20 protein-coding genes are annotated in these 21029 nt (G+C 71.3%); 9 read left to right on the forward strand and 11 right to left on the reverse strand.

Features of this window, described 5'->3' with window-relative positions:
• Positions 1 to 29: 29 nt before the first annotated feature.
• The 4 genes from ABGB14_RS13340 to ABGB14_RS13355 all read right to left on the reverse strand — a co-directional run bounded on the left by ABGB14_RS13340 (position 30) and on the right by ABGB14_RS13355 (position 4585).
• The gene (locus ABGB14_RS13340) at positions 30 to 1367 is read right to left on the reverse strand and encodes an APC family permease (protein WP_347643926.1); all 1338 of its coding nucleotides are present in this window, start codon (positions 1365 to 1367) and stop codon (positions 30 to 32) included.
• Positions 1368 to 1447: 80 nt separating this feature from the next.
• A complete protein-coding gene (locus tag ABGB14_RS13345; protein WP_347643927.1) occupies positions 1448 to 2281 on the reverse strand; it encodes a carbohydrate ABC transporter permease in 834 nt (277 codons plus the stop codon).
• Positions 2278 to 3201 carry a sugar ABC transporter permease gene (locus ABGB14_RS13350; RefSeq protein WP_347643928.1) on the reverse strand — a complete coding sequence of 308 codons (924 nt, stop codon included), beginning with the start codon at positions 3199 to 3201 and terminating at the stop codon, positions 2278 to 2280. Before ABGB14_RS13350 ends, ABGB14_RS13345 begins: the two co-directional genes overlap by 4 nt.
• Before the next feature lie 49 nt (positions 3202 to 3250).
• Complete coding sequence (locus ABGB14_RS13355; RefSeq protein ID WP_347643929.1) at positions 3251 to 4585, reverse strand: extracellular solute-binding protein; 1335 nt, start codon at positions 4583 to 4585, stop codon at positions 3251 to 3253.
• A 325-nt stretch (positions 4586 to 4910) separates the two neighbouring features.
• Here ABGB14_RS13355 and ABGB14_RS13360 point away from each other — a divergent pair, with 325 nt between their 5' ends.
• Positions 4911 to 6401 (forward strand): alpha-N-arabinofuranosidase, encoded by a 1491-nt coding sequence (locus tag ABGB14_RS13360; RefSeq protein WP_347643930.1) that lies wholly within the window; start codon positions 4911 to 4913, stop codon positions 6399 to 6401.
• Here ABGB14_RS13360 and ABGB14_RS13365 read toward each other — a convergent pair.
• Together ABGB14_RS13365 and ABGB14_RS13370 are read right to left on the reverse strand one after the other, a co-directional pair.
• The gene (locus ABGB14_RS13365; protein ID WP_347644347.1) at positions 6388 to 7386 is read right to left on the reverse strand and encodes a LacI family DNA-binding transcriptional regulator; all 999 of its coding nucleotides are present in this window, start codon (positions 7384 to 7386) and stop codon (positions 6388 to 6390) included. The genes ABGB14_RS13360 and ABGB14_RS13365 overlap by 14 nt on opposite strands.
• Positions 7387 to 7531: 145 nt before the next feature.
• Positions 7532 to 8224 carry a DUF6348 family protein gene (locus ABGB14_RS13370; protein WP_347643931.1) on the reverse strand — a complete coding sequence of 231 codons (693 nt, stop codon included), beginning with the start codon at positions 8222 to 8224 and terminating at the stop codon, positions 7532 to 7534.
• A 255-nt stretch (positions 8225 to 8479) separates the two neighbouring features.
• Here ABGB14_RS13370 and ABGB14_RS13375 point away from each other — a divergent pair, with 255 nt between their 5' ends.
• The 5 genes from ABGB14_RS13375 to ABGB14_RS13395 all read left to right on the forward strand — a co-directional run bounded on the left by ABGB14_RS13375 (position 8480) and on the right by ABGB14_RS13395 (position 13244).
• Entirely contained in the window at positions 8480 to 9658 is a 1179-nt protein-coding gene (locus tag ABGB14_RS13375) for a glycosyltransferase family 4 protein (protein ID WP_347643932.1), read from the forward strand.
• 120 nt (positions 9659 to 9778) lie between these two features.
• Complete coding sequence (locus ABGB14_RS13380) at positions 9779 to 10663, forward strand: D-alanyl-D-alanine carboxypeptidase family protein (RefSeq protein ID WP_347643933.1); 885 nt, start codon at positions 9779 to 9781, stop codon at positions 10661 to 10663.
• A 52-nt stretch (positions 10664 to 10715) separates the two neighbouring features.
• Positions 10716 to 11273: a MarR family transcriptional regulator gene (locus ABGB14_RS13385; RefSeq protein ID WP_347643934.1), complete on the forward strand. Its 558-nt coding sequence runs from the start codon at positions 10716 to 10718 to the stop codon at positions 11271 to 11273.
• Positions 11270 to 12163: an alpha/beta hydrolase gene (locus ABGB14_RS13390; protein WP_347643935.1), complete on the forward strand. Its 894-nt coding sequence runs from the start codon at positions 11270 to 11272 to the stop codon at positions 12161 to 12163. The genes ABGB14_RS13385 and ABGB14_RS13390 overlap by 4 nt, the downstream gene beginning before the upstream one ends.
• A 136-nt stretch (positions 12164 to 12299) precedes the next feature.
• Positions 12300 to 13244, forward strand: coding sequence for an oxidoreductase (locus tag ABGB14_RS13395; RefSeq protein WP_347643936.1), 945 nt, complete (start codon positions 12300 to 12302; stop codon positions 13242 to 13244).
• Positions 13245 to 13267: 23 nt separating this feature from the next.
• Here the strand turns inward: ABGB14_RS13395 and ABGB14_RS13400 are convergent, their stop codons facing one another.
• Positions 13268 to 13897 (reverse strand): alpha-ketoglutarate-dependent dioxygenase AlkB, encoded by a 630-nt coding sequence (locus tag ABGB14_RS13400; protein ID WP_347643937.1) that lies wholly within the window; start codon positions 13895 to 13897, stop codon positions 13268 to 13270.
• Between the two features lie 223 nt (positions 13898 to 14120).
• Between ABGB14_RS13400 and ABGB14_RS13405 the strand changes: the two genes are divergently transcribed.
• The gene (locus tag ABGB14_RS13405; RefSeq protein WP_347643938.1) at positions 14121 to 15398 is read left to right on the forward strand and encodes an MFS transporter; all 1278 of its coding nucleotides are present in this window, start codon (positions 14121 to 14123) and stop codon (positions 15396 to 15398) included.
• A gap of 25 nt (positions 15399 to 15423) precedes the next feature.
• Here ABGB14_RS13405 and ABGB14_RS13410 read toward each other — a convergent pair whose 3' ends face one another.
• From ABGB14_RS13410 to ABGB14_RS13420, 3 genes are all read right to left on the reverse strand, one after another.
• Complete coding sequence (locus ABGB14_RS13410; protein ID WP_347643939.1) at positions 15424 to 15969, reverse strand: CGNR zinc finger domain-containing protein; 546 nt, start codon at positions 15967 to 15969, stop codon at positions 15424 to 15426.
• Positions 15970 to 16037: 68 nt separating this feature from the next.
• Entirely contained in the window at positions 16038 to 16397 is a 360-nt protein-coding gene (locus tag ABGB14_RS13415; RefSeq protein ID WP_347643940.1) for a DUF2203 domain-containing protein, read from the reverse strand.
• Between the two features lie 9 nt (positions 16398 to 16406).
• Positions 16407 to 17078: a GntR family transcriptional regulator gene (locus ABGB14_RS13420; RefSeq protein ID WP_347643941.1), complete on the reverse strand. Its 672-nt coding sequence runs from the start codon at positions 17076 to 17078 to the stop codon at positions 16407 to 16409.
• A gap of 100 nt (positions 17079 to 17178) precedes the next feature.
• Here ABGB14_RS13420 and ABGB14_RS13425 point away from each other — a divergent pair, with 100 nt between their 5' ends.
• Both ABGB14_RS13425 and ABGB14_RS13430 read left to right on the forward strand, forming a co-directional pair.
• Positions 17179 to 18513 (forward strand): MFS transporter, encoded by a 1335-nt coding sequence (locus ABGB14_RS13425; RefSeq protein WP_347643942.1) that lies wholly within the window; start codon positions 17179 to 17181, stop codon positions 18511 to 18513.
• Positions 18514 to 18580: 67 nt separating this feature from the next.
• The gene (locus ABGB14_RS13430; protein ID WP_347643943.1) at positions 18581 to 19513 is read left to right on the forward strand and encodes an SPFH domain-containing protein; all 933 of its coding nucleotides are present in this window, start codon (positions 18581 to 18583) and stop codon (positions 19511 to 19513) included.
• Here ABGB14_RS13430 and ABGB14_RS13435 read toward each other — a convergent pair.
• Complete coding sequence (locus tag ABGB14_RS13435; protein ID WP_347643944.1) at positions 19510 to 20805, reverse strand: MFS transporter; 1296 nt, start codon at positions 20803 to 20805, stop codon at positions 19510 to 19512. The genes ABGB14_RS13430 and ABGB14_RS13435 overlap by 4 nt on opposite strands.
• Positions 20806 to 21029 lie beyond the last annotated feature (224 nt).

Consider the following 21029-nt stretch of genomic DNA (forward strand, 5'->3'; position numbering starts at 1 on the left):
CGGTTCTTGACGAGCCGCCGTTCGTGCGCTTACGAGGCCCTCTGGCGGCGCACCACCAGCCAGTTGATCCCCCACAGGACCAGCCCGACGGCCAGGAGCAGGCCCGCCCGGACGTACACCTCGGCGGGCCGGCCGGTCAGCGGGCTCGCCATGATGAAGGCCAGCACGGCGCCGATCACGGGAAAGGCCGTGGGCGTGCGATAGTGCGCGTGCTCCACCCGGTCCTTGCGCAGCACGAGCACGGCCACGTTGACGATCGTGAAGACGCACAGCAGCAGGAACGCCGTCGTGTCGCCGAGCCCCGCGATCTCTCCCGTCGAGATGAGCGCGATGGCCAGCGCGGTGGTGAAGATGATGCCGATCACCGGAGTACGGCGGCGCGGATCGACCCAGCCGAGGCGGCGGGGCACCACGCGTTCGTTGGCCAGGCCGTACACGAGCCGGGAGGCCATCATCATGTTGATCAGAGCCGAGTTGGCGACGGCGAAGATGGCGATCGCGGCGAAGAGTTGCGGCGGGAAGTTGAGCCCGCCGGCCTTCACCACCTCGAGCAGCGGGCCGGACGACTCCTTCAGGACCCCGGGCGCGACGAGCAGCGATGAGGTGAGGGCCACGAGGATGTAGACGACGCTGGTGATCGCCACCCCGAGGAAGATCGCCCGGGGGAAGTTCCGCGAGGGGTCCTGCGTCTCCTCGGCCATGTTCACCGAGTCCTCGAACCCGACGAACGCGAAGAAGGCCAGCGCGGTGCTGCCGAGCAGGGCGTACATCAGGCCGCCCGCCTGCTCGGTGTCGATCTCGACCAGCCTGGAGGGCTCGCCCGCCCCCGTGAACACGGCGTAGACGCCGATCAGGATGATCACCAGCAGGCCGGTGAGCTCGATCAGCGTGAACACGATGTTGGTCTTCACCGACTCGGAGACGCCCCGGTAGTTCAGCGCCGCGACGGCGACGATGAAGACGATGCCGACCACCACGCTCGGCAACGTGAAGAACGCCTCCAGGTAGTCGCCGCCGATCGCGCGGGCGGCGGCGCTGGCCGAGGTGAGACCGGAGCACATCACCGTGAACGCGACCATGAACGTGAAGAAGGGCTTCTTGAAGGCCTTCTGCGTGTAGAGCGCGGCGCCCGCCGCCCTGGGGTATTTCGTGACCAGTTCGACGTAGGACATCGCGGTGAGCAACGCGATGACGAAGCCGAACAGGAAGGGCATCCAGAGGGCGCCACCGACCTGGCCGGCCACCACGCCGGTCAGCGCGTAGACGCCTGTGCCCAGGATGTCGCCGATGATGAAAAGGATGAGAAGCTTGGGGCCGATAGCCCGTTTGAGGGGAATGTGGCCGGCTTCAGGTGCGGCGCCTGTCATGCGAATGTCATTCCCCGGTCACGGTTTCTGACACCGGGCTGGGTCACCCCGCGCGGTCGAGCCGTGACGCCGCCCGCCCGTCACTGGCCCGCCAGGCCGCTGTGGGCGACGCCGCGTACGATCTGCCGCTGGAACAGCACGAACACGACCAGCAGCGGCAGCCCGGCCAGCACCACCGAGGCCATGATCTGCGCGTACCGCAGGCCGAACGTGCCCTGCACGACGTTGGCCAGGCCCACCGGCAGGGTCATGGTGTTCGGGTCGGTGGAGACCAGGAACGGCCAGAGGAAGTTGTTCCACGTGTTGATGAACGTGAAGATCGACACGGCGGCCAGCACGGGCCGCGACAGCGGCAGCACGATCGTGAAGAACACCCGCCATCGCCCCGCCCCGTCCACGAACGCCGCCTGCTCCAACTCGGGGGGCACGTCCTGGAAGAACTTGAACAGGATGAAGACGATCAGCGGCGCGGCCACCTGCGGCAGGATGATCGCCCACCAGGTGTCGACGAGCCCGAAGGTGACCATCTCGGCGAACAGCGGTGCGATGAGCACCTGCGGCGGCACCATGATCCCGGCGAGGATCACCGCCAGCAGCGCCCGCTGCCCCTTGAACCGGGTGCGCGCGAACCCGTAGGCCGCCATGGCCGAGAACAGCACGGTCATGAACGTGACGATGACCGCGGTGACGGTCGAGTTGACGGCCCACTTGAGGATGCCGCCGGTCTCCAGGACCAGCGCGTACGAGTCGAAGGTGATCTCGCTGCCGAACCACTGCAGCGGGGTCACGGTGGTCTCGTCCTCGGGTTTGAGCGAGGTGGCCACCGCCCAGGCGATGGGGGCGAGCCAGATGGCCGCCAGCACGAGCGCGGCCAGCAGGAGGATGGCCTGGCTGAAGCTGAACCGCTTGGTCACGACGCGACCTCCTCGCGCTTGCGGAACAGCCGGAGCTGCGCCAGGGAGACGATGACGATCAGGACGAACAGGATGTAGGAGACGGCCGAGGCGTAGCCGATGCGGTAGCCGGTGAAGCCGACGTCGTAGGCGTACTCGATGATCGGCCTGGTGGAGTCGTCGGGACCGCCGCCCGTCATGAGGTAGATCTGGTCGAAGACCTTGAGCGAGGCGACCAGCTGCAGCACCACGATGAGCGCGGTCGTGCGGCCGAGCAGCGGGAGCGTGATGGAGCGCAGCTTGTCCCAGGCCGTGGCGCCGTCGATCGAGGCGGCCTCGTACAGGTGCTGCGGGATGGCCTGCAGGGCGGCCAGGTAGAGCAGGAAGTTGAAGCCGACCGTCCACCAGACCGTGGTCAGCACCACCGACCACATGGCCGTGGACGGGTCGCCGAGCCACAGGACGTCGGTGCCGAGCGTGCCGTTGAGCAGGCCGTAGTCGGGCGGGTAGATCATCTGCAGCCAGAGGATGGACACCACGGCGGACGGCAGCAGGAACGGCCCGAAGAACGACAGCCGCCACAACCACTGCATGAACCGCAGGTGGTGCACCAGCAGCGCGAACACCAGCCCGAGAAACACCAGCGGGATGGTGCTCAGGACGGTGAAGACCAGCGTGTTCCACAACGAGCGCCACATGCGGGGGTCGCCGAACGCCTCGGCGTAGTTGGCGAACCCGACGAGGTGGTCGTTGCCGCCGGCGATGTTGACGCTCGACAGGCTCATCCGGAAGCCGAGCAGGGTCGGCCAGACCAGGAAGACCACGTACACCAGCAGGAACGGCGCCACGAACAGCAACCCGTGCTGGGTCCATCCGCGCCGGACCCTGGCCCTGGCCGCGGGGACGGAGGAGGCCGCGGGTGGTGCGACGGCAGCAGTCATGTGCCCTCCTTGGCCGGGCCCATCGCCTTGATGACCTCGACACGCCTGATCATGAGCGCTCCTCGTCGGGGAAGGGGTCCGGGGCGGACAGCAGCCGGCCGAGCGAGGCCCTGGCCGCGGCCAGGCCCTCCTCCGGCGTGCGCTCCCCGCTGATGACGGGGGAGAACGCCTCCCCGAACTCGATCCACAACCGCGACGCGGAGCCGGCGAACCACACCTGGGGATCGAGCGCCACCTCGGTGACGACCGAGCGGTACTCCGACTGCGGCTCCAGCGCCAGGTACTCGGGCAGTTCCAGGGTCGGCAGGTAGGCGGGCACGTGGCCGGCCACGGCCCAGTCGGCGCTGTTCCTGACGAGGTAGGCGATGAATTCGTAGGTGGCGCGCTCCACCTCGGGGTCGCGGTCGCGCTGGTGCGGCAGGACGAACGCGTGGCAGTCGGCCTGCGCCGATCCGGTGCCGAAGACGGCGGGGAAGCGCGTCATGCTGAACGGTGTCCCGCGGTCCTTGAGCCCGGTGGTCTCCCAGTCGCCGTTCCACAGGAAGGCGGCCTGGCCGTTGGTGAAGTTGGCCACGGAGGCGCCGTAGTCGGTGCGCCAGTCGCACAACCCTTCCTTGCCGAGCCGCTGCATGAACCGCAGCACCTCGAGCGCCTTGGCGTCGTCGATGGTGATCGTGGCGCCGTCGTCGGACAGCAGGGTGCCGCCGCTCTGCGGGTACAGCGACCACCACACGCGCCACGGGCCGACCGTGCCGAGGCCGAGCGCGTCGAAGGCGAGCGGCGGTTTGCCGCCCATCACCTCTTTGGCCTTGGTCAGCTGGTCCACCAGTTCGTCGACGCCGTTGGTGGGCCGCAGCTTGCCGTCCGGGCCGAGCAGCCCTGCTTTGCCGCAGATGTCGGTGTTGTAGTACTGCACCATCGGGTGGGCGTCGAACGGGATGGCGTACAGCACGCCGTCGATGTGGGCCCGCTCCCAGATGGGCGGGCTGAAATCGGCGCCCCGCAGGCCGACCTCCTCCAGCAGCCGCTCGTTGACGGGGTCGAGGATCTGGCCGGCCCCGATCCCGGCCAGCCGGGCCAGGTGGAAGGTGGCCAGGTCGGGCGATCGCCCGCCGGACCCCGCCATGGCGATCTTCGTGTAGTACGGCTCGCCCCAGGCGAGCACGTTCTCCTCGACGAAGATCTCCGGGGCTTCCTTGGCGAACGCGTTCACCATGCTGTTCATGATGATCCCGTCGCTGGCGCCCATGAAGTGCCAGTACTGGACCCGGGTCCCGGAGGAGCCGAGTCCCACGGGGATGGCGCAGCCGGAGGCGGCGGCGCCGAGAAGGGCAAGGCTGCCGCCGAGGAGGTGCCGGCGGGATATGCCGGAGGGACCTTGCACAGTGGCCTCTTCCTACCGAGCCGATGCTTGGCCGTTGTTCGCTGATGTTCTCGTTGGCGCAAGAGGATTCAGGGCAGCCGCGAACCGGCCTGGCGCACCGCGCGCAGGCGACGGTGGCGATCCGCCGGGTTGCGGAGGTCGCCGCGCGGACCCCGTGTTTCGTTGGGGTTACCCGAGTGTTAGCGGTAACACCTGGCCTGTCAAGGCCCTCGCGGAAAACGCTTGCCCGACACCCGGGGGCGAGCGCGGACCCCTTGACCCCACCGCTGATAACGCTAACAATCTGGAGCGACGTCACGCCCGCGCAACACCAGGAGTCCCCTCCGTGCACCAGGCAGAACTCACGCTCGATCCCGCGTTCAAGGTGGCTCCGGTACGCCGGCGCACCTTCGGCACGTTCGTCGAACACCTCGGGCGATGTGTCTACACCGGCATCCACGAGCCGGACCACCCCTCGGCCGACGGCGACGGCTTCCGCCGCGACGTGCTCGACCTGACCAGGGAGCTGGGCGTGTCCACCGTCCGCTACCCCGGCGGCAACTTCGTCTCCGGCTACCGGTGGGAGGACGGCATCGGCCCGGTCGCCGAGCGGCCGCGCCGGCTCGACCTGGCCTGGCACAGCACCGAGACCAACGAGGTCGGCGTCGACGAGTTCGTCCGCTGGTGCCGCAAGGCCGGCGTCGAGCCCATGATGGCGCTCAACCTCGGCACCCGCGGCATCGCCGAGGCCCTCGACCTGCTCGAATACTGCAACCACCCGTCCGGCACCACGCTGTCGGACCTGCGCGTCGCGGGCGGTTCGAAGGAGCCGCACGGCATCAGGATGTGGTGCCTCGGCAACGAGATGGACGGCCCCTGGCAGACCGGCCACAAGACGGCCCGCGAATACGGCCGGCTGGCCGCCGAGACCGCCCGCGCCATGCGCACGATGGACAAGAACCTGGAGCTGGTGGCCTGCGGCAGCTCGGGCTCCGGCATGCCGACCTTCGGCGCGTGGGAGGCCACGGTGCTGGAGGAGACGTACGACGTGGTCGACTACATCTCCTGCCACGCCTACTACGAGGAGAAGGACGGCGACCTCGGCAGCTTCCTGGCCTGCTCGACCGACATGGAGTACTTCATCTCCTCGGTCGCGGCCACCGCCGACCACGTCGGGGCGCGGCTCAAGTCGCGCAAGCGCATCGACATCTCCTTCGACGAATGGAACGTCTGGTACCTGTCACGCTTCCGGGACGCCGAGCCGCCCACCGACTGGCCGGTCGCGCCGCCGCTGCTGGAGGACCACTACCACCTGGCCGACGCGGTGGCGTTCGGCGGGTTGCTGATCACGCTGCTGCGCAACAGCGACCGGGTGACCGCCGCGTCGCTGGCCCAGCTGGTGAACGTGATCGCGCCGATCATGACGGAGCCCGGCGGGCGGGCCTGGCGGCAGACGACGTTCCATCCGTTCGCGCAGGCGTCCAGGCACGCGGCGGGCGACGTGCTGCGGGTGGAGCCGGTCTCGCCGTCGTACGAGACGAAGGAGTACGGCGAGGTGCCGCTGCTGCACGCGGTCGCCACGCACGCCGAGGAGGGCACGACGCTGTTCGCGGTCAACCGCTCGACCGACGTGCCGCTGTCGCTGACGATCGACACGCGGGCGCTCGGCGGCGCGCGGATCGTCGAGGCCACCACCCTGACGGACGCCGACGTCTACGCCCGCAACACGGCCGACGTCCCCGACCGGATCGTGCCCAGGCCGAACCCCGACGTCGAGCACGACCCGGCACGCGTCCTGCTGCCGCCGGTGTCGTGGAACGTGATCAGGCTGGCCTGAGGCTCACCCCCGGGGCGGCGCCGGTGCTCTCCCTGATGACGAGCTCCGGCTCGACCAGGCGCCGCCCGTCGGGGTCGGCGCCCGCCATCCGGTCGAGCAGCATGTGGAAGGCGAGCCGGCCGACCTCGCCGAAGTCCTGCCGCACGGTGGTCAGCGGCGGCCAGTAGTAGGCGGACTCGGGGATGTCGTCGAAGCCGGCCACGCTGACGTCCTCGGGCACGCGCCGCCCGGCCTCGCGCAGCGCCCTCAGCACGCCGAGCGCCATCTGGTCGTTGGCCGCGAACACGGCGGTGAGCTCGGGCTCCCGCGCCAGGCCGCGGCCGAGCCGGTAGCCGGAGCGCGAGCTCCAGTCGCCGCGCAGCACGTCGGGCACCGGCCGGCCGGCCTCCTCCAGCACGCCGCGCCAGCCCTCGATGCGGCCGTCGGCGTCGAGCCAGTCGGCCGGCCCCGCCACGTGCCACACCGTGCGGTGGCCGAGGCTGAGCAGGTGCCTGGTCACGCGCACGGCTCCGGCCCGCTGGTCGACCTTGGCCACGGGCACGGGGAGGTCGTCGCCGGCGTCGACCGCCACCGCCGGCATCTCGGGCGGCAGGTGGCGCAGCCCTTCGGTGGCCGACTCGTGCGGCGCGACGATGATCACGCCGTCGACGGCCTGGGCGCGCAGCCGCTGCACCCCCTCCTCCATCGACCTGCGGTTGAGCGAGCTGAGGCTGGCGATGCTGACGTTGTAGCCGGCGTTTCTCGCGGCCTGCTCGATGCAGTAGAGGGTGGTGGCGGGGCCGTAGAGGGTGGTGTCGATGCTGACCACGCCGAGCACGCCGGAGCGGCCGGTGACCAGCTGGCGGGCCGCCTGGTTGGGCCGGTAGTCGAGCTCCCTGACCGCGGCCAGCACCCGGGCCCGGGTCTCGGCGCGCACCCGGTCGGGATCGTTGAGCACGCGCGAGACGGTCATGGCCGAGACACCGGCCAGCACCGCCACGTCCATGAGCACCGCCGGCCTGCCATTCCTGGGTTTCACCGCAGCACACCCCCTGCCGGTAACGCTAACAGGCGGAGGGGGCGGGCGCGCGGGCCTGGCCATGGGGTCACGCGATGGCCGGCGCTCACGTCGGCCATCGGCGGCTGAGGGGTCAGCCGGCCTCGTCGTGCACCAGCAGGACGAAGGTGCGGGCGTACGAGATGCCCTGCTCGGGCCGCGGCCAGTCCAGCTCGGCCAGGGCCCGCGAGCCCGCCTCGTGGTAGGCGCCGTTGACCCGGATCTCGGCCGTCTCGGCGCCCTCGCCCCCGCCGAAGAACGCCTTGACGCCGATCAGGCGCTCGCGTTCGAACGTGCCCTTCAGCGCGGGAGCCAGGTGCGGCAGGACCACGTGCTGGACGGCCCACCGCTGGACGGCCTCATGGTCGTCGCCGGTGCCCCAGCCGGTGATGCCGCCGTGGATGGCGTGCCAGCCGGAGAAGCCGTCGGGGTCGTCGGGGCCGAAGTGGGCGGCGTGCGAGCCGTCCTGGACGAGGAGCTCGATCAGGGCGCTGCCGGTCGTGCCGAGCCACACCTGGACGGCCCGGTCGAGGGCCTCCTCGGTGGTGCCGCCGTACCCGGCCACGCAGTCGCTGATCGTGGTGTCCTCGGGGCGGTCGACGTTGAGCACGAAGTCGAGGTCGAGGTGGCCGGGGTCGCCGGAGTGGTCGTCGCCCAGCACGACGGCGAGCGTGCCCGGCCCCTTGGCCCTGCCGTCCTGGACCTGCCACGGCCTGCCCATGACCGCGCCGAGGCGATCGGCGATCATGCCCAGGATCACGTCGTCCGCCGGTCGTCCCTCGTCCATGCTCATCCCTCTCGACCTCGCCGCGCACCGCTCCTGGCCACCCTAGCGAGTCTTGATCATCATGCGCGGGCACGCACGCCCGCCCTGCGTGCCGCCGTTGCCAGGGAACTGCCAGGTACGGTCGTTACCCTGCATCGGCATGAACCGGCAGCGAACACCGAGCACGACGCTGGCCAGGTCCGGTCCCGTCCCCTCCCGCGCGCCCGCCGCCCGCGTGCCTCCCGCCCCGGAGGCACGGGCCCGGGAGCACACGCCATGAAGATCCGCTACTTCATGCTGCACGCCTACGGCGCCGGCGGCACCATCCGCGCGGTCGCCAACCAGGCGAACGCGATGGCCGCCGCGGGCCACGACGTCGAACTGGTCAGCCTCGTACGGCGCCGCGAGAGGCCCCTCTTCGGGCTGGACCCGCGCATCCCGATCGTGACGCTCGTGGACCAGCGCGGCGGCCGGCGTCCCGACTCGCTCGGGCGCAGGGCGTGGCGCCGGGTGCGGGGGAAGGTCGTGCCGCGCGGGGAGTTCGCCAGCGCCTACTTCACCGAACGGGTGGAGCGCGCCGCGATGGACTACGTGGCCGCGCTCCGCGACGGCGTCCTCGTGACCGCGCGGCCCGCGCTCAACCTGATCGCGGCCCGCCGCGCGCCCAAGGGTGTCGTCACGGTCGCGCAGGAGCACATGAACCTGCCGGCCTACCCCGACTCCATCCGCAGGCAGATCGCCCGTCACTACGGCCGCCTCGACGCGATCACCGTTCTGACCCGCACGAACCGGCATGCATACGAGCGCCTGCTCCCGGGGGCCCCGATCGTGAAGATCCCGAACGCGGCCCACCGGGCGGAGCAGGAGCCGTCCCAGCAGGTGAACCCCGTGGTGGTCGCGGCCGGGCGGCTGACCGCGCAGAAGGGGTTCGATCTGCTCATCGAGGCCTTCGCGAAGGTCGTGGCCCACCACCCGGAATGGCGGCTGCGCGTCTTCGGCACGGGCGCCAGGAAGGCGGAGCTCGACGGGCTCGTGCAGCGCCTGGACCTGGGCGGCCACGTGACGCTGCCCGGGCGTACCGGCCGGCTGGACCGGGAGCTGACGAACGCCTCCGTGTACGCGCTGAGCTCCCGGTTCGAGGGCTTCCCCATGGTGATGATCGAGGCCATGGCGCACGCGCTGCCCGTGGTCGCGTTCGACTGCCCGACCGGCCCGGGGGACGTGCTTGCCGACGGGGTGGACGGCGTGCTCGTGCCGCCGCGTGACGTGAACGCGCTGGCCGACGCCCTGATGCGGGTCATCTCCGACCGGGATCTGCGGGTGCGCATGGGCCGGGCCGCGGCCGAGACGGCACGGGCCTACGCGCCGGAGCAGGTGATGCCGCTCTGGGAGGATCTGTTTGCGGAACTGGCACATGGCGAACGCGTGACCGGCACCTTCTGGCACGACCGGTGAGCGTATTCGCAAAAGATTTACCTCACGAAAGGCCCGGAAATATCGGGCTTTCTGACATCCGGTCATGAATTTTTGTTGTTTTCGTCAACAGCACCCCAAAATGCGCGGCACCCTGTCGTCATGCGTATCAGGAGAGCCCCACTTGTCGCCTTGGCAGGCGCCGCCGCCCTGGTCACCGGGGTAGCCGCGCCCGCCGCCGCCCAGGCGCCGGCCGCCGCGCCCGTCATGACCGCCGCGGAAAGGGACACCCCGGCGGTCTACGGCCGGGCGGCCCATCTGATCGACGCCGAGTCCGGCGACGTGCTTTTCAGCAAGGACGCCGGCGAGCGCATGCCGGTCGCCAGCCTGACCAAAACCATGACCGCATATGTCGTATTGAAGTCGGCCAAACCCACCGACGTGGTCCGGATCAAGGCCGAAGACGTCGCGTACGCGGAGGACGGCGGCGGCACCACCGCCGGCCTGCGCCCCGGCGACCGGCTCACCGTCGGCGAGCTGATGTACGCCCTCATGCTCCCCTCCGGCGCCGACGCCGCCCACGCGCTGGCCCGCACGTACGGCCCCGGCGTCAAGGGCTTCGTCGCCAGGATGAACGCGACCGCCCGCGAGCTGGGCATGTCCGACACCGAGTACGTCAACGCCGACGGCCTGCCCACCCCGCGCGGCGACGGCTACTCCACGGCCGAGGACCAGGCCCTGCTGGCGGTCAAGGCGCTCCAGGTGCCACTGATCGAGGAGGTCGCAGGCACGCGGCGGCACACGCTCGCCGCCACCGACGACCACCGCGCCTACAGCTGGCGCAACACCAACAGGCTGCTCGGGACGCCGGGCGCGATCGGGTTGAAGACCGGGTTCACCCGGGCGGCGGGCTACTGCCTCGCCTTCGCGGGCGAGTCGGAGGGGCGGCGGCTGGTCGGCGTGCTGCTCGACGAGTCCGTCTCCAGCCGGCGGTTCGGCACCGCCGAGGCCCTCCTGGCCTGGGGCGGGTCGCGCGTCTCCGCCTGAGCCGCATTCTCGCCATTGCAGTCATTACTGCAATGACAGTAATATCCGAAATATGCGTACCCCCTCGGAAGCCGAGCTCGAGTTCGTCGACGACGTCGCGGTGTTCTTCGCGCGGGAGGGCCTGCCACTGATCGCCGGCCGGGTGATCGGATGGCTGCTCATCAGCGACCCGGAAGAGCAGAGCGCGGCGGAGCTGGCCGATGTGCTCCGGGTCAGCCGCAGCTCCATCAGCAGCGCGACCCGCCTGCTCACCCCCAGCGGGCTCGTCGAGGGGGTCCGCCGCAGGGGCGAGCGGCAGGAGTATTTCCGCATCGCCGCCGACGGGTGGAGCCGCATGGTCGCCGGGCGTTACGCCAAGACGGCGGCGTTCAGGGAACTCACCGAGGACGGCCTGCGGGTGCTGGCCGGCAGCGCGCCCGAGCGGCGCGAGCGCCTTGTCGGCGTCCACCAGCTCTACCAGTTCCTGGAGCAGGAACTGCCGGCCCTGTGGGACCGGTGGGAGGCGTACCGCGCCGCCGCCGAGAACCCCGGCGGAACGCACGCGTCCGCCCCGGGCCCGACCGGGACGGACGCGTCCGGGGCAGGCGAGGCGGGAAAGGGCGCGGAGTGACGGCGGGGGCGCCCGCGGAGCCGTCCGGGTTGCGCAGCACCTATCTCACCTGCCCTGAGGGCCGGCTGCACGTCTACAGCGCCGGCGATCGGGGCTCCCCCGTGCTGCTGCTGAGCGGGGCGGGCATCGACAACGCGCTGCTCAGTTGGCGGCACCTCATCCCGGCCCTGAGCGCCCGGCACCGCGTTCTCGCCCTCGACTGGCCGAAGCAGGGCAGGAGCCGTCCCTGGGACGGCCCGGCCACCCACGAGCGTCTGCTGGCCGCCGTCACCCAGGTGCTCGACCATTTCGAACTGACCTCCGCGGCCCTGGTCGGCCTCTCCCAGGGCGGCGCGCTCACCCTCGCGTACGCCATCGAGCACCCCTCCCGCGTCGACCGGATCGTGGCGCTCGCCCCGGCCGGGATCCTGTCGTTCCCGCCCGTCGTGCACCAGGCGCTCTGGCTCGTCGCCAAGCTGCCGCTGCTGAGCAAGACGTTGCCGAGCGCCATGTTCAGGAGCCGGGAGAGCGTCGCCGGCTTCGCCAGGCGGGCGCTCTTCGCCGGGCCCGTCGACGACTTCGACGACGTCGTGGACGAGATCATGGCGGAGGTGCGGGTCGCGGGAGCGGGTTCCTCCGACTGGCAGAACGCCTCCATCGGGCCCCTGCGGATGCGCGTCGACCTCAGGCCGCGCCTCGGGGAGATCGCCTGCCCTGCCCTGCTCATCCAGGGAGACAGGGACGCGGGGGTGAACGCCACGCGTACCGAAGCCGCCGCCGCGCTCATCCCCGGCGGCCGGTACGCGCTGCTCGAAGGCGTCGGCCACTGGTCCAGCCGCCAGGCCCCTGAGCGGGTCAACCCGCTGATCGGCGAGTTCCTCGGCGAGGGGCGGGGAAACGATGGACGGTAGTGACCCTCTGGGCTAGTTTGCCCGACATGAAGCTTCGCATCGCGTTGAGCGTGCTGTCAGCGTCCGTCGTGCTCGCCGCTCGCTCCCCGCCCACGCCGGAACGCCCGAGCTGGGCTGGGAGCTCAAGGAGACCGCGGTGACGGCGCGCCTGCGCGGCCTGTCGCCGGTCAGCCGGCACGTGGTGTGGGCCTCCGGCTCGCAGGGCACCGTGCTGAGGACCGTGGACGGCGGGCGACGCTGGCAGAACGTCTCCCCGCCAGGCACGGCCGCGCTCGAATTCCGCGACATCGAGGCGTTCGACGCGCACAGGGCCGTCGCGCTGTCCATCGGCGAGGGCACGGACTCGCGCGTCTACCGCACCGACGACGGCGGGCGCACGTGGACGGAGACGTTCAGGAACGACGAGCCGAAGGCGTTCTACGACTGCCTGGCCTTCTTCGACCGGCGGCACGGGCTGGCCATGAGCGACCCCGTGGACGGCCGGTTCCGCATCCTGGCGACCGGCGACGGCGGGCGGAGCTGGCAGGTGCTGCCCGCGGACGGCATGCCGCAGGCGCTGCCGGGCGAGGCCGGGTTCGCGGCGAGCGGGCAGTGCCTGGTGACGGCGGGCGGCCGGGACGTCTGGCTGGCCGGCGGCGGGGCGGAGCGGTCGCGGGTGTTCCACTCGGATGATCGCGGGCGTACGTGGACCGTCGCCGACACCCCGATCCCGGCGGGCGACCCGGCGCGCGGCGTCTTCGGGCTGGCGTTCCGCGACCGGCACCGGGGCATCGCCGTCGGCGGCGACTACCGTCCCGAACAGCGGTCGCCGAGCGCCGGGGCGGTCAGCGAGGACGGCGGGACGACCTGGCGGGCCGCCGCCACCCCGCCGCCCGCGTACCGGTCGGGTGTCACCTGGCTGCCCTTCCCGCCCTTCGCCGCCGTCGCCGTCGGCCCCTCCGGGAGCGACGTGACGTACTCGGGCGGCCGGAGCTGGAAGACGTTCGACGACGGCTCGTTCGACACGGTGTCGTGCACGCGGGACCTGTCGTGCTGGGCGGCTGGCGAGCAGGGCCGGGTCGCACGCCTGACCCTGCGCTGACCGGCCGCAACCCACCCGTGGGGTCAGCGCACGCCGCGCGGGCGGAACTGGACGCTGATGCGCGGCCCCGCCGGGCGGCTGGTCTTCGGGATCGCGTGCTCCCAGGTGCGCTGGCAGCTCCCGCCCATCACGATCAGATCGCCGTGGCCGAGGTCGTGGCGGATCGAGGAACCGCCGCCGCGCGGCCGCAGCAGCAGCGAGCGGGGGTCGCCGACCGAGAGGATCGCCACCATGGTGTCCTCGGTGCTGCCCCTGCCAATCGTGTCGCCGTGCCAGGCCACGCTGTCACGGCCGTCGCGGTAGAAGCAGAGCCCGGCCGTACGGAACGGCTCGCCCAGCTCCTCGCCGTAGTGGGCGTTGAGCACCCGCCTGGCCTCGTCGAGCGCCGGGTCGGGCAGGGTCTCGTGCTCGTCGTAGAACTTCAGCAGCCGGGGCACGTCGACGACCCGGTCGTACATGTGCCGCCGCTCCGCGTGCCACGGAACCGTCTCGGCCAGCCGTTCGTAGAGCTCGTCGGCTCCGGCCAGCCAGCCGGGGCGCAGGTCGATCCAGGCGCCGTGGGCGAGGTGGGTCCTGCGCACCGTGTCGCCGAGCGGGCCGACCGCGAGCTCCTCGTCGAGGCCGAGCAGAGATGCTTGGAACGCGGCTGTCATGAGGACGAGTGTACGTCATCGTTCAAACACACATTCGATCACGCGGCGGCACCGGGCGGCGCGGGATGGCCGCCGATGACGCGCCCGGCCTGCGCGGCACGCAGTCCGTACAGGCCGGGCCGTCCGCGAGCGCGAAGCGGCTCCCAGCAGACCGGAACGTTCCTGGCCGCCTCCCGGCGACCCCGCGCTCGCTACGGGCATCATCCCATGTAACGTCTCCACTATGTTATCCCGTTACATGGGCGGGGCCGTCGCCGCCCGCACCGGAGATGAGATGTCCGGGCCCGCGCTGCTCGTCACCGGACTCGCCGTCACCGGATCTCCCCTGCTGGCGTCGTGGTTGCTGGCCGGGCTCACCGTCTCGGCCGCCGTGGGCGGGCCGCTGCTCGGAGTGCTGCTCGACCGGGCGCGGCGGCCCGGCAGGCTGCTCGCCTGCTGCCTGTCGGGATACGCGGCCGGCCTCCTGCTGGTCCTCTCGGGGCTGGGCCGGGTGCCGGAGGCCGCGCTCATCGGGGTGGCCGTCGCGACCGGCCTGCTGGGTCCCGCGCTCGCGGGCGGCTGGACCGCGCAGTTGCCGCTGGCGGCCGGGCCCGAACGGCTGGGCCGTGCCACCGCGCTCGACGCCATGACCTACAACGTGGCAGGACTCGCCGGTCCCGCCGTGGTGGGCGTGCTCGCGGCCGTGGGCGGCGCCACCATGGCGGTGCCCGCCTGCGTCGCGCTCCTGATCGTCGCCCTGCCCGTCGCCTGGACCCTGCCCCCACGTCCGGACACGTCCTTCGCGGGGCGCTCCGCCGGGACCGCCGGCTGTGGGCGCGAGGAGGTCGGGCGCCAGAGGGGCGGGCGGTCCGTACGGGCGGAGCTGATCGCCGGGTTCGCCGCCATCACCAGGAATCCGCGGCTGCGCGGGGCGACGGCCGGATCCATGATCTCGTGCGCCGGTCTGGCCATGCTGGTCGTGGCGGTGCCCGTGCTGGGTGTCCGCCTCACCGGAGAGAGCGGCCACGGCGCGCTGCTGCTGTCCGTCACCGCCGCGTGCGGGCTGGCGATGAACGCGCTCCTGGCCACCCGCGCTCCGGCAGGCGCGGGGAACGGCGCACGGACCGCCCGCGACCCGGCAGGCGCTGGAGGCGAAGCGCGGGCCGCCCGCGACCCGGTGCGGTGGTGGGATGGTGTGCTGGTCTGGGGGACGGCGGTGCTGGGGGCGGGCATGGTGCTGGCGGCCGCGGCGCAGTCGTTCTGGATCGCCGTGGTCGCCGCCGCCCTCGCGGGAGCGGGTGAGGGGCCGCAGCTCACCGCGCTGTTCTCCGTACGCCACCGCGAGGCGCCCGCCCGCCTGCGGAGCCAGGTGTTCACCACGGCCGCCAGCCTGAAGATCACCTCGTACGCGCTCGGTTCCGCGATGGCGGGCCCGCTGGCGTCGTACTCGCCGGGCGCGGCCCTGCTGGCCGGAGCGGCGCTGCAGGCGGTGGCCGTGGTGGTGCTCATCCCCCGGCGGTGACCGGGCGAGCGCCGGGGGAAGGGGGTCAGCCGGGGGCGCGGGTGCCGGAGCGGGAGCGGTGGGCGGCGACGCGTTCGCGGGTGGCGCAGCGGGCGCTGCAGTAGCGTCGCGGGCTGCCGCCTCCGAGGTCGAGGAAAGGCCGCCCGCAGCTCCGTGCGGCGCACAGCCCGCCGGGAACCCTCTGGTGGTCGGCGAGCAGCACCGCCAGCGCCATCGCCGAGGACGCCAGGAACCACTCACCCCACGGCGCGTCGTCACCGCTGTCGACGTGCAGGTGCCAGGTCGTCGAACCCCCGTGGCTGGTGAGCCTGGGGGTCTGTGCTCCGCCGGCGAGCAGCCGGTTGAGCAGGGCCGCCGCCTCGCCGGCGGTCTGCGCGGCCAGCACCTCGCGCAGCCGCGCCGCCGCCTCCCGCATCGCCGTCAGGTCGTTCGCGCTGAGATCGAGGTCTCCGGTCTCCCCGTGGTCGCGCAGGACCCGCGACACCGACTCGATCGACGGCTGCTCGTGCAGCAGCTCCACGCACAGGTCGACGGCTCGCGCGGCCATCGCCTTGGTCGAGTGAACCTCCACCCCAGCAGCGTATGCCCGCCGTGGCCGGTATCGCCCGGGTGCGGCAGGCCGGGTGCGCGGACCGCTGATCAGAGCGGGCGGCGGCCGGCGAAGCCCAGCTCGGTGCGGTGATACCAGGCGAGCTCGCGTTCGCCCTCGATCCAGCAGAGCCGTACGGACACGCCGTCGAGCTCGGAGGGGAAGTCGACGAGCACGGGCGCGATGCCCTTGACCTCGATCCCCTGCTCGCTCCATCCGCTCAGGATCTCCTCGACGCGGGCCTGCAGCCCCTTCAGCTCAGGCAGGCCGCCGAGCTCGGAGCGCCCTTTCGTACGCCGGTCGAAATCGATCTCCGCCAGGTCGGCGCGGGCGGAGATCACGACGCGGGCGTCCTCGATCACGGCGGGGATCAGCGCACGGGCCTCGTCGAGGGTGAAGATCCGGTCCATGCGCCCACGCTAGCGGCTCGGTTCGAAGGCGTGGATGAGCAGCCGCTCGGCGTGGTCGAGGTAGTCGTCGAGGTAGGCCGCGGCCACGTCGGGCCCGCCCGACGCGATGAGCTCGAGCAGCGTGCGGTTGCGGTCGACGAACGGCTCGTGGAAGGCCCGCGGGTTCTCCATCACGTGGAAGACGAGGCGCAGCTCGGCCAGCAGCTGGCGCATGGCCTCGTCGATCCTCGGGCTGCCGATGAGCGAGACGAGGGCCTGGTGGAAGCGGATGTTGGCGGTGCCGACGGCCTGCCAGTCGTCCTTCGCGGCGGCCCGCTCGGCGTCACGGACGGCCTCGCCGATCGTCGCGAGCTCCGCCTCGCCGGGAGTACGCCGCACCGCGGCGCCTTCGAGCACGCGGCGCACGCGGTAGAGGTCGGAGACGTCGGCGGCGGACGGCAGGCGGACGAACACGCCGCGGTTGAGCCGGTGGTCGAGCAGCCGCTCGTGGCCGAGCAGCCGGAACGCCTCGCGCAGCGTGTTGCGCGAGACGCCGAGCGCCTCGGAGATGGACTCCTCCGAGAGCCGCTGCCCCGGAGGGAAGAAGCCTTCGCTGATGCGGTCGCGCAGGATGTCGGCCACCCGTTCCGCCGTGCTGCTGCGTCCCAGGCGGGGCCGGTCCTGGGAGAGATCGGCAACCACGTTATCCACAATCGACAGGGAATCATGGAGCAAACCTCTTGTCGAATTGTTCAACGATCCTTACGTTGAAACTATCCCCCATCAACTCTAGGAGCATTCGATGTCAGGCTCCACGCAACAGACCCGGCGGGTGATCCTCGCCAGCCTGATCGGCACGTCGCTGGAGTGGTACGACTTCTTCCTCTACACCACCGCGGCGACCCTCGTCTTCCCCCAGCTGTTCTTCCCCGACCTCGACCCCTTCAACGCCATCCTGGCCTCGCTGACGACCAACGCCGTGGCGTTCGTGGCCCGCCCGCTGGGCGGCATCGTGTTCGGCCACTTCGGCGACCGCGCGGGCCGCAAGACCGTCCTCGTGGTCACGCTGCTGGTGATGGGCGTCTCGACGTTCCTCATCGGCGTGCTGCCCGGCTACGCGAGCGTCGGCGTGATCGCGCCGATCCTGCTGGCGCTGCTCCGGTTCGTGCAGGGCCTGGGGCTCGGCGGCGAGTGGGGCGGCGCGGTCATCATGTCGCTCGAGCACGGCGACGGCCGGCGGCGCGGCTTCAACGCCAGCTGGCCGCAGGTGGGCGTGCCCGCGGGCTACGTGCTGGCGACGGGCCTGCTCACGGTCATGTCCTTCACGATGTCCGACGCGGCGTTCCTGTCGTGGGGCTGGCGGGTGCCGTTCCTGCTGTCCGGCGCGCTGGTCTTCGTGGGGTTGTGGGTGCGGCTCAAGATCTCGGAGTCGCCGTTGTTCGCCGAGGTCGAGCAGCACGGCGCCAAGGCGAAGATGCCGCTGCTCGAGGTGCTGCGCACCCACCCGCGCGCCCTGCTGTCGGCCTTCACCGCGCGGATCGGGGTCGATGTCGCCTTCTACACCTTCACGGCGTACATCATCGTCTACATCACCGGTGAGCTGGACCTGCCGCGCTCGTACGCGCTGAACGCGGTGCTGATCGCGTCGGCGCTGCAGCTCGGCCTGATCCCCGTGGCCGGCGCGCTGTCCGACCGGTACGGCCGGCGGCCCGTCTACCTGGCGGGCGTGGTCGCCGCCGCGGTGTGGGTGTTCGCGTTCTTCCCGCTGCTCGACACCAGGTCCTTCCCCCTGATCGCGCTGGCCGCCATCGTGGCGCTGGTCACCCACGCCGCGATGTACGGCCCGCAGGCCGCGTTCATCGCCGAGCTGTTCAGCACGCGCCTGCGCTACAGCGGCGCGTCCATGGGCTACCAGGTGGCCGGCATCGTCGGCGGCTCGCTGGCCCCGGTCATCGCTCTCCAGCTCTTCCACACGTTCCAGACGACGGTGGCGGTGTCGGTCTACGTGGTCGCCGCCCTGGCGGTGACGGCCGTGGGCCTGGCCATCGCCCCCGAGACGCGCGACCTCGACCTCGCCGACGACCCCGACGTACCCGCCAGGCCCTCGCTGCCGGGCCAGGTGGGCCCGTTCGCCTGAGATCCGCAGGAATGCCGCGAAAGCCGCGGGCGGCGGCTGCCAACGCCGCCCGCGCGAGAGGATCCGGATGAGAATCGCCCTGGCCGTCGTTGCCGCGATCATCGTGATCCCCCTGCTCGTCGGGGGCGTGGGCGGCATGGAGAGCACGAGCGGCGGCGAGGTGGCCGTGGTGCGCGACGGCGGCCCGCTCGACGACAACAAGGTGCGCGAGGTGATCAACCCCGGCTCCGGGGTGACCTGGACCGGCATGTGGTCGTCGGTGCACCGCTATCCGGCGCAGCAGCGTTTCTACACGATCACCGCGGACACCAGGCGGGCGACCGCCCTCGGGGTGGACGTGGTGACGGTCCCGAGCAGCGACGGCGTGAACCTCGGCATCGAGGGCACCCTCTACTTCACGCTCAACCTCGACCACGGGACGCTGAAGAAGTTCGACGACAAGTACGGGACGCGCACCTTCCGCGCCCAGGACGACAGCTCCCTCTACCCGTGGGACGGCGACCAGGGCTGGGCGGCCTTCTTCGGCCAGGCCGTCCGGCCGGTGATCGACAACGCGCTGCGCGGGCAGATCGGCGCGATGCGCTGCGCCGAACTGGTGCCCTCCTGCTCGCTGCTGGAGAGCTCCGGCCTCAAGCCGCAGGACAGCAACGCCACCATCGCCAAGGTGCAGGACGCGGTCAACGCCTCGCTGGCCCGCGACCTGCCCGCCACGCTGGGCGGCGACTTCCTGACCGGGCTCCGCTTCACGCTGGTCAAGGTGACGCTGCCCGCAGAGGTGCAGAAGGCCGTGGACCGCTCGCTGGCCGCCGCCGCGGCCGTCTCCGAGGCCCAGGCGAAGGTCGCCCAAGCCGAGGCGGAGGCGGAGGCGAACAGGGCCAGGCAGGACGGCTACGACAAGTGCCCGTCCTGCGCGGAGATCGAGAAGCTCAAGTCACTGCCGCAGGGCATCACCGTGTACGCCCCAGGCAACCCGCAGTCGGTCGTCGTGCCCGCACGCTAGGCCGCGGTCTCGGGGGCCGCGGTCCGCTCCGGCCGCCAGCGGCCCTTGAAGGCCGCCATGGAGACCAGGAACACGACCTGGCCGGCGAGCGCCACGGTCAGCCACGTCTGCCAGCCGCCGGCCTCGACGACGATCGGGGAGACGACCAGCAGGACCACGATCATGACGCGGACGACCATGCCCCAGATGCCCAGCGCCGAGCCCTGCAGCCGGGACTCGACGTCCTCGGCGTTCTCGGAGAAGCTGGCCATCCACGGCACGTACGCGATGCCCATGAACAGCAGGATCAGCGCGTACACGATGGTCACGTGGGCGGTGGGGACGCCGGGACCGATCAGGGCGATGAAGTACGCCATCGCACCGGTCGTCAGCACCGTCCCCACGGCGATGAACGGCTTGCGCAGCCGCAGCCGGTCGGACATGCGGCCGACGACGACCACGGTCAGGGCGTTGACCACGATGCTCAGCGCGACGACCCGGTTGGCCACGGCCGGGTCCATGCCGAACGCGCCCGACAGGATCGTCTGGCCGAAGATGGCGAACGTCCAGTAGAGCACCTGCCAGCCGGTGTTGCCGAGCACGTGCGCCCACAGGTGCGGGTGCCTGAACAGCTCCCTGACCTTACCGTGAGTGACGATCTCCCCCACCCGTACGGCCTGCTCGTCCTCCAGCACCTGCGCCCGCAGCGCGGCCGACGGCTCGGCGATCTTCCAGGCGATGATCGCGCACATGGTCAGTGACACGACGCCCATGATGATCGCCTGCGACTGCCACGCGTTGCCGAACAGCGGCAGCGTGAAGCCCGCGATGAGCGCGGCCAGGAACGAGGCCCCGACCGGCCCCCACGTCCAGAACGCGAACGCCTGCGCCCGCCCCATGCGCGGCGAGAAGTCCCGCACCAGCGACGCGGTGATCGTGATGCCGGCGCCCTCGATGAACAGCATGAGGCACCGGATCCAGAACAGCCCGGCCACGGTGTCGACGGTGGCGAGCAGGAAGTTGCAGGCGGCCGTGACGGTCAGGGTCGGCACGAGGATCTTGACCCGGCCCCACCGGTCGGACAGGATGCCGCCGAAACCGGCCGAGATACCGCCCACCAGCACGGACAGTGCGGCGATCTGGCCGTAGACGGTGAGCGACATGCCCAGGTCGTCCATGAGCAGGGGCAGGATGGTGGCGATCGTGGTCTCGAAATTGACCACGAGACTGGCCAGCACGGCTATCGCGAGCAGGAAGATCCTGCGACGGCCGACGGGATAAACGCTCAGTTCGCGGACATAGAACGGCTTCATTCCCATCCTCCGGGGACGGACCTGAGACTGTCGCTCTAGAACGCGTTTCTAGTGGCTCAAGAGTTTCCGTTTCGTACCGGCTAGTCAATCTTTCCGGCCATCACAAACCCATCTCGATCACTCACAGCGAGCGGAGCGGTCCATCTCGTTGCCAGGCATGGCAGGTTGTGACGGAATCGCCATCGATTCACGGAACAGGCGGCCCTGAATAGGCATAAACTGCG

It is taken from the genome of Nonomuraea sp. B10E15, from assembly GCF_039871615.1.
Classification (GTDB): Bacteria; Actinomycetota; Actinomycetes; order Streptosporangiales; family Streptosporangiaceae; genus Nonomuraea.